Origin of the sequence: Sphingomonas sp., from assembly GCF_003248515.1 — a bacterium.
Classification (GTDB): Bacteria; Pseudomonadota; Alphaproteobacteria; order Sphingomonadales; family Sphingomonadaceae; genus Sphingomonas_I.
The window spans coordinates 1-8,351 of sequence record NZ_QFOB01000028.1 but is presented as its reverse complement, the minus strand read 5'-3'; the positions used below and the strand labels follow the sequence as shown (position 1 = coordinate 8,351).

At 47.8% G+C, this 8,351-nt stretch carries 8 protein-coding genes; all 8 read left to right on the top strand.

Translation table 11 applies throughout. The annotated features are described in order from the left end of the window. A partial coding sequence (locus DI605_RS21345; protein WP_293977791.1) for a DUF4113 domain-containing protein occupies positions 1-187 on the top strand: 187 nt, incomplete at its 5' end. Between the two features lie 72 nt (positions 188-259). Further along, the gene (locus DI605_RS21340) at positions 260-1,075 is read left to right on the top strand and encodes a hypothetical protein (protein WP_293977789.1); all 816 of its coding nucleotides are present in this window, start codon (positions 260-262) and stop codon (positions 1,073-1,075) included. 410 nt (positions 1,076-1,485) lie between these two features. Continuing rightward, a complete protein-coding gene (locus DI605_RS21335; protein WP_293977787.1) occupies positions 1,486-2,907 on the top strand; it encodes a hypothetical protein in 1,422 nt (473 codons plus the stop codon). 186 nt (positions 2,908-3,093) lie between these two features. Further along, positions 3,094-4,407: an ankyrin repeat domain-containing protein gene (locus DI605_RS21330; protein ID WP_293977785.1), complete on the top strand. Its 1,314-nt coding sequence runs from the start codon at positions 3,094-3,096 to the stop codon at positions 4,405-4,407. A 91-nt stretch (positions 4,408-4,498) separates the two neighbouring features. Further along, complete coding sequence (locus tag DI605_RS21325; RefSeq protein WP_293977783.1) at positions 4,499-5,122, top strand: ankyrin repeat domain-containing protein; 624 nt, start codon at positions 4,499-4,501, stop codon at positions 5,120-5,122. Between the two features lie 112 nt (positions 5,123-5,234). Then, entirely contained in the window at positions 5,235-6,233 is a 999-nt protein-coding gene (locus tag DI605_RS21320) for a hypothetical protein (RefSeq protein WP_293977781.1), read from the top strand. 132 nt (positions 6,234-6,365) lie between these two features. Beyond that, the gene (locus tag DI605_RS21315) at positions 6,366-7,073 is read left to right on the top strand and encodes a hypothetical protein (protein ID WP_293977779.1); all 708 of its coding nucleotides are present in this window, start codon (positions 6,366-6,368) and stop codon (positions 7,071-7,073) included. Between the two features lie 121 nt (positions 7,074-7,194). Continuing rightward, the coding region (locus DI605_RS21310; protein ID WP_293977778.1) for a hypothetical protein at positions 7,195-8,351 on the top strand (1,157 nt) is incomplete at its 3' end.

The following is an 8,351-nucleotide window of genomic DNA, read 5'->3' as shown; positions in this document are numbered from 1 at the left end:
GCGCAACCCCAAAAACGAAGCCTTGATGAAGGTACTGGACGCGGCCAACCACAAATTTGGGCGCGGCAGCGTGTCCTTCGCGTCGTCCAGTGCAGCGCCGGACAGTACCCCCGCATGGGCCATGCGGCAGGAGCATCTGTCGCGTTCCTTTACGACACGTTGGAGTGAGATACTGGTTGCCCAATGAGGTGGCACCAACCCTCATGATGTCTGGCTTACAGATGTAGGCAGGCGCGAACGACCACGACAGGGGCTTTTCATGAAATGGATTTTCGGTGTTGCAGCAATGGCCGCGTGTGCCAATCTTTGGGCGAGTGTATCTCCGCTTGCTTCGCCATGCGTGTTGACTGTTGGGGCCGTGGTTGGGACGCATCCCACATTGGAAGTTGCCGCACTGCTGGAGGCGGCGCCGACCAAGGATGAATTCCAGACATCGGAGCAACACGTAGCGAACGTAAAGCAATTTCTTGCAACTCTCCCGGCACAAGTGCAGGGCGGGCAATTGTGTGTATCGCCAATCGCCGACCAAAAGTTGTTCGACTACGACGCCGATGCCCAAGTTTTGTGGGCCAATGTGGAAGCTGCCTCCGGCACCCGCATTTTCCGTACGGCTCATGGGCGGATCACTGTGAGGGATGTTGTCTCCGATGAATGGGACAGCGTGGTTTCCGACCGAGTGATGACCAATGCTTTGGGTGTCAGCGTGGATGGGTTACATGCCACTGGAAAAGCAGCATCCGTTGGCTTCACCAGCGAGCAGATGGACGCATTTCACCGAAAGCTTCCTTACCACCGCTTCAAAAGCGCGTATGGGTCAAAGGCAATGTCCGTACTCATGGATCCGAACCAGGCGCGAGACGTAAAGCCACACGCAATGTTGGTGTTCCAGTACAGGCTGCGAAGCCCATATCTGGCTCAAGGAACCGATGTTCATGCCGCTATGATGGACAGCCCTGGGAGCTTTGCCATTGAGAAATCGGTGGTGCTGGGTGACCTGATTGCCGTCGGCATTGTGGATGGCCGGACGGGTGAAGTTCTCGCCGTGACGCGGAATGAGGCAGATCCAGCACTTTAACTTTGGGTTGTCGAGCTGCTTTGTAGGTCATCAGAGCAACAGTCCAATGCGTCCATTGGGCTGCTTGCCAGTGCCGATAGTTTTCCAATCAACCAATGATTTTTCCGATTTCTTTGACTATCTTAAGTATGATTTTGAGATTTTCAACGGGTCCGTAAATTGCCATTACTGAGATGAGAATTAGAGTTGAGTATAGGTCCATAATTATTTTTCCTTGTAAAGTTATGGTTGCACGGTCATTTCCTTGTGTGGGTGTGAGTGCGGATTGAATTCTACGCTGAAAGTTATAATTAACAACTGGCGATGTGTGGCAAGTCCAAGTGAAGCCACTGCACTCCCTTGAAGTGCGTATGTCGCAAGCAAGGGTGCAATTCTAAAATTGAAAATAATTCGTAAGGGGGAGGTGTGGCATGATGACCATCGATGATATTGCCAATCAGTTTAAGGAATATATCGAGAATGGCGGCAGCAGTGCGCGTCGAGATATGCAAACTGTATCTCAGATGATCGATTCAGGCGAGCTAACACAAGATGATGTTCTTTTGCGTGAGAATTTCGTTGAGCGATATGTGTGGCTTATTTGCAAATCGAGAAATATCTTCTTGTCGTGGGCGAACTCCGATAATGGGCGGCCGGTACTCAATCAAAACGCGGGTATCATTGGGATGGTTGACCCGGAAAATGGAAACATTGTGGCGTTCACGATGCGTCACTCTGAACTAGCTGAAATTGAAGTCGATATACCGAAGAAAGGGAGGTACGCCGTCATTTCATATGAGGATTTTTCAGTTTGCCTGTACAAGTCGTACGAGGACTATCTGGAAAAATGGAATGAAGAGCATGGTGCCCCATCTGAGTATACGGACGATGCGCCATCGATGGCAGAAGAGCTAATTTCCAAGTTTTCAGAGTTCAAAAAGCAACTGCAAAACACGGAAGATGGCAATGATGATCGTGCGTTTTCTTTTATGGAGCGCATGAAAGCCAGCGCAGACTCATACAGACGTCCGAACACAATAAGAGAGGCGCGAATTCAAGCTGGGTCAGTGTTCGCTGAGTCAGACGATAAGTTGCTAGAAGCTGTTGTAAAGGGTATCTATCAAAGTCGTCACGTTGACATAGATCCGAACGATCTTCGACGCTGTGCTATTGCTGCCATCTGCGCTGGACGGGATTTGCTTTACAAACAAAATGGACGAGTGGTAGATGACTCAAATCCATTCTCAAATGTGGCCGCTTCTAAGTCCCCGGAAGGCATCATCCATTCGTTTGCAATGAGCAATCATGTTGTTTTCTTTGGAGACGAGCCACTGGAAGAAGATGAGCGTCTGACGTTCGATTTGGACTACGTTCCACTTTCGATCCATTACGTTGACGCACGCACGCGAACTGTTAAAGAAATCACCCAGGAAGGCGAGCCGAAGAGTAAATGCCAAGATTTTCCGCGCCTGTTGGATCTAATCAATAATATTGGTCACGATCAACTTGGTGTTGTTGCAAACAATTTGGCTGTGATCGATGGAATAGCCAACGAGCAGCTGCCACAAGCCTTGGAGCTGGCGCTGTCAGTCGCAAAAATTGGATTTAAAGGCGGGCAGCTGGACGCCGTAAACGCCTATATCCGCGTGCGCTATGCAATGCGACTCAGTGGAAATCAAGACTGGTCTGTTGCCACCAGTGGCCGCGTTGTCACCGGACGCAACGCTGCCATCATTCTCAACTGTGATGCCGGGGCGGGGCACATCTATGCTGACGATGATGTGTACATGGCATCTATCAGTCAAATTTTCTTTATAGGCAAGGATGGCATCAGTCGATTTGTACGTAATTGATATTGAACGTAATCGTCAGTGAATCGAAGTGTGTAAAAACAAGCCCGCGAAAGCGGGCTTTTTTATTTGGATTGTATCCCACTCTTAAAGTGGCTTGGGGCTTGTTACTGCAAAGTACAACAAAAGGTATTGACAATATTGGCTTCCGTGGTTGGGTGGATATATCGCAACCAGAAAGGGGGTTTTATGGAAAATTGGATAGTGATTGTTGCATTGATGATTATCGTCGGGGCATGTATCTGTGAGGGTGTTTCTCAGATAGGTTCCTATATCGCCCGAAGAAAAGCGAAGCACATGGAGATAACGACTCCTGACAGTGTTGAGGAAGAACAGTCTTTAGATTTGAAGAATAGCCTTAAGACAATGGAGCAATGCTCGACGGAAAGTGAGCGGATATCGATGGGTGTGTACTGCGCGCGGGAAGCATATCTGCGTAAAAGCCTTGAGGACTTCACAAAGATCGTTTCAGTCTGCGTCAACATCAACTATCACTTGGGGGGCAGCGTCACAGACCAGGGGCACAAAAACACAACTTTGTTGCACGAGTGCATCAAAGATGGCGCGTACGATTTTGCAAAAGTGCTGATTGAGCACGGTGCGGATCCCAGCATTGGGGTTAGCCGTTCGTGGGAACTGACGGAATACGAAGCCAAGCATGCAAGTCCCCTTCATTCGGCAGTGCAGGATGAACGAATTGAACTTGTGCAGTTGCTGCTTGACGCAGGAGCTGACCACAGTGCAGTTGATGGAGACGGGTACACGCCGCTGTGTGTGGCAGTGAGAAACGACAAAATTGCTATTGCCAGGACTCTATTGGCAGGGGGAGCCAATCCCAGTCAAGTGCATGACACCGTGAAATGTCCGCTTCTGTGTGCCAATTCAGCGGCTATGGCGAAGTTGCTTGTAAGTAAGGGGGCAGATGTCAACATGGTGATGGGAAATGGCTATCCTCTTTTGTCCATGTTGATCTACGACGGAAAAGCCGCAATTGCTCGTTATATTTTCAAGGAATACCGACTCAGGTTTGACTTGCGAGACAAGGATGGACAGTGGTTGGATCGACATCCGCTGATTGTTGCATACAGATTTAATGAGTATGATCTGTTCAAAGAATTGGTCGAATTCTCTTACCCAAACCAGCTTGGAGCATGGGGCGGAATTCAAGAGACGACTGTTGAATTTGACTCGTACGAATACACGAGAGTGTTACTTAAACGAATGGTGCGACTGGGCTTATCTGTTGATAGCGCATTGCTGTATTGCGCAAAGTCGCGCCGAATGCAGGAAATGCTTGTTCAGTTTGGCGTCGATCCAACTATTAAAAGCCCTGAATACGGGAAAAAGACGCCCGATGAATACATGGTTCACGTGAATCGTAAAACTGTCTGGCGTGATCTGATTGAGCGGGCTCCCAGCATTGTGGCGGAACATCAGCGGAAATTGCTGGCCGAAGCAGTGGGGCTGGAAGATGAGCCTGCACCACTCAAGCGGCGCATGTAACACCAAAATACACAAAAAAATGATATTCATGCTTGACAATTTTGAGCCCTCTGTTTGATTGGTGAAATATCAATCAAATAGGGGGTTCGTAATGAGTGGTGATGAAACAATTACTTCAAACAGCTTCAATATTTTGGAGCATTGTCTTGACCTGGCAATCAAGCAAGATGATGTGGGGGCTATCCAAAAGATGATCGGGGAAGGTCTTGATCTTAATGTGCTGAACGCCCATGGCGTTTCTTTATTGTCAGCTTCGATTTGGTATGAGTCTCGTAATATTGTGCGAGAACTCATTGCGGCCGGTGCGGATGTCAACACCCAGGACGCGGATGGCGAAACGCCACTGCACATTGCTGCGCATATCAACGACATTGAAGTAGTGAGCTTGTTGATTGATGCAGGCGCTGATATCAATCGTCAAGGCGCCTATGGGTTGACGCCACTGCACCACACAGACTGTGGAAAGTGCCAGGAGCTGCTAGTTCGGAATGGTGCAGACCCAACCATTAAAGATGAAGACGGACAATCTGTCGATGTTATGAACGCTGCACGTGTTGAGGATCGAATGTTCGGTGGTCAGAGCTACAGCCAAGCCGTCGGTACTATGAACATGTATCTGGAAGCAGATCAGCGTGCGGCTGAGCAGCGCGGCGTTTTACAACAGGCCATTGAAGAATGCGTTCCCAGCAGACAATCCATGACGCGCCGAATGTAATGGAGGAACGTGTTGAAAAAAGGCCCGCGCAAGCGGGCTTTCTTTTTTGTCTTGACAAAATTCAATCTTCTGTTTGATTAAAGTCATCTTGAACATATGCAAGGGGGTATCCATGACAAATTTGAAGTTGAATGAACTGCTTAAAACCGATGAATGGGAAGCTGTTTTGGATCGTGGAGAAATCAAGGAATATTTTCAGACACACGATGTGAATGAGACGTTCTATGTGAGTGGAGGTACGAGCCAAACTCTATTGACCCCACTTGCTTATGTGGCGTCCAAAAGTATCAACAATAACGATAGAGAGATGGTTCTTGATGTGATGAGGGATTTGATTGAACTGGGTGCAGACGTGAACGCGCCAGTTCGCAAGAGTGATTACTATGGCGACGGGTTCTTAGATGGTGACAAGGAATTGGTAGACCTTGCTAATGGTGCAGATCGCATCGAACTGTTGGTCAAAAATGGTGCCAGGGCAAAAGAGTCGCACATCCTCACTTTGTTCCGAGACGGGGCGGATGGAGCATTCATTGCAGAAAATTATTCTGACTTGATAAAGCCCAGGCATTTCTTCTACTTAAAGAACGACGATGCAAGTGCAGCAATCATAGATGAACTGGCACTTACGGGTTACGACTTCAATGTTCAGGATGTGAGCGGTGACACCGCGCTCAGCATGGTGCAGGACATTGGTGTTGTGAAACGTCTTGTTGATGCGGGAGCTTCGGTGCGTATTCCGAACAATGATGGTGAAACGTTCTTGGATCAATGCGATGCAGGGTTTATTGAGAGAAATTCATCTGCTGAGGGTGTTGAAATCATGAAAGAACTTGGCGTTGATTTGAATTCTAAAGATAGTTATGGTGATTTTACCGCCCTTCATATCTTGGCGATAAATGGCAACAGATTGGATGGTATTAGAAATCTGTTGGACGCCGGAGCTGATCCAACTGTTCGGAATACTGATGGCAAGCTTCCTTCTCAAGTGGCTTTCCCGGGTGAATATCGCCGTGAAGCTGTATTGCTGTTGGAAAGCGCGGTCACAAAGAGAAAATTGATGGAAGAATTGGGTGAGTCGCAACAACAACCTATCATGCGGCGAAAGTTGTGAGAAAAATCTTGTTGATCTAAGGCCCGCTCAAGCGGGCCTTTTTTCTATCTTTCAATCCGGAATAGATATTTCATTGACAAAAGGGAGTCATCTGTTTAATTGATGTAAGGTCAAACTACGGAGGAGGGGGGAATGAAAACTAGAACGATGCATGATTTGCTTAAAGCCAGTGAAATTGACGCTATGTGGGGACGTGAGAAAATCAAGGAGTTATTTCATCACAATGGGACTTATATTCAATGGTTATTTGGTCGTGGAGCTGACGCCGCTTTCATTGCGGACAATTACTCAGACTTGATAGAGCCAAGGCACTTCTCACACTTAAAGAACAATGATGCAAGTTCAGCAATAATCAATGAACTGGCTCTTTCAGGGTTCAATTTCAATGTGCAAGATCATAACGGTGACGCGGCGATTAGTTTTGTAAGGGACATTCAAAACGTGAAGCGGCTTGTTGACGCAGGGGCCTCAATGACAATCTCGAACGGAAAAGCGTCCTTTATTGCAAAGCATGCGTCTGTCGAAGGCATTAAAATCATGAAAGACCTCGGCATTGATTTAAATTCGCAGGACGCGGATGGCAATACAGCGCTCCATGTAACGATGATGCTTTGTAATGCTTATGAGGGCATTGAAGGTATTAGAAACCTGTTGGACGCAGGGGTAGATCCGACTGTTAGGAACGGAGAAAACAAGCTTCCAACCGAAGTGGGTTTCACTTGGCTTTGGGACGATCGCCCTGAAGCTTTAATGCTGATGGAGAGCGTAATCACCAAGAAGAACTTACTGAACGAGTTGGGTGAGTCACAACAACAATCCATCATGCGGCGAAAGATGTAACAGGGAGGCCCGCATAAGCGGGCTTTCTTTATTTCAAGAATTGGATTTTAGGCGCCATCACCCATTGACAAATTCCCAGCTTCTGTTTGATTGGTGAAATATCAATCAAGTAGGGGGTTTAATGAACGAGCGAACTATATTTAACAACGATGAATTTGTTGCCTTTATCGATACAGCGACACCCGAGGAACTGAGGGAATACTTCAAGGAAACACATTTAAGTCACAATGTGAACGACACTTTTCTTGTCGAGCTAAGCGATGGAATTGATTTTGCTGGCAACGCACTTCAATACGCAATCTACTCAGATAAAACAGACGCAAGTCATGTCCAGGCGATCATTGACAGTGGTGCAAAGGTTGACCGCATTGAGAAGCCAGGTTTGCATCAACTGTATGATCCCAACGTGCAGGATCCGGACGAAAATGATTACATTCAACTTTCCTTCGATCCATTCACTGATGCGTCGGCCGACAAGGTGGAAGTGATTACCCGTGCCGTTGAAGAGTACAGCCAGTGGGTTAATCGAAAGTACAGTGACGCAGAAGTTTACGATTTGCTCACCAAAAAGAATTCATCGAGCATTGGCGACTACTTCGACCGCCATGACCCGAACGCGGAAATCACCTGGGAGTACCCCGAAAAAAATTTGAGGTACGTCGGCTCCATATGTGGTTTGGCAGCGTTTGATGAAAAGGTGGATGGCTATTACGGCTTCAACACAGTTTTAAGCAAGGGCGGGGATCCGAATTTGCTGTGTCGTGTTGAAAACATCGACAACACGGAAAATTACGACGAATTAACCGTCACCGAGTTGTGCCATTCGGTCGATAAAATCAACCGTGCCTTAGACAAGGGTGGACTTCCCACGGAACATCTGTTGGGCGACGTTCTGTATGGCATGAAAGAGGAAGCTGCTGACGCTTCTCAGTTTTTTTCTGTCCATGATTTTGCTAGTCGAATGACGATGCCAGAGGAACAACTGGAAGAAGCGCGGCGGAGAGAAGAATTCGCTTCCAATAATCTCACGCAACTTGCGCCGCTTGAATTGAGGCTAGTCACTGAACACCCTGATATCTTTGAAGCCCGCCACATGCATGGGATGACAAACCCCCAGGCTGTAGCAGAAATGCTGCTGATGGGGCACGATCCCAGCGTCGAGAATGAAGACGGGCAAAGTCTGATGTTGGGTTCGCTTTTAAACGGAAATTTTGAGACGTTTGCAGTTTTGCAGCGGTTCGGCGTTGAGCCTGGACCCGAAGGTCAGCGCCCCATGGA

Excerpts from the sequence above, each read along its gene's own strand:
- DI605_RS21325 (WP_293977783.1), top strand. The coding sequence starts at position 4,499 with ATGAGTGGTGATGAAACAATTACTTCAAACAGCTTCAATATTTTGGAG.
- DI605_RS21340 (WP_293977789.1), top strand. The coding sequence starts at position 260 with ATGAAATGGATTTTCGGTGTTGCAGCAATGGCCGCGTGTGCCAATCTT.
- DI605_RS21320 (WP_293977781.1), top strand. The coding sequence starts at position 5,235 with ATGACAAATTTGAAGTTGAATGAACTGCTTAAAACCGATGAATGGGAA.
- DI605_RS21315 (WP_293977779.1), top strand. The coding sequence starts at position 6,366 with ATGAAAACTAGAACGATGCATGATTTGCTTAAAGCCAGTGAAATTGAC.
- DI605_RS21335 (WP_293977787.1), top strand. The coding sequence starts at position 1,486 with ATGATGACCATCGATGATATTGCCAATCAGTTTAAGGAATATATCGAG.
- DI605_RS21330 (WP_293977785.1), top strand. The coding sequence starts at position 3,094 with ATGGAAAATTGGATAGTGATTGTTGCATTGATGATTATCGTCGGGGCA.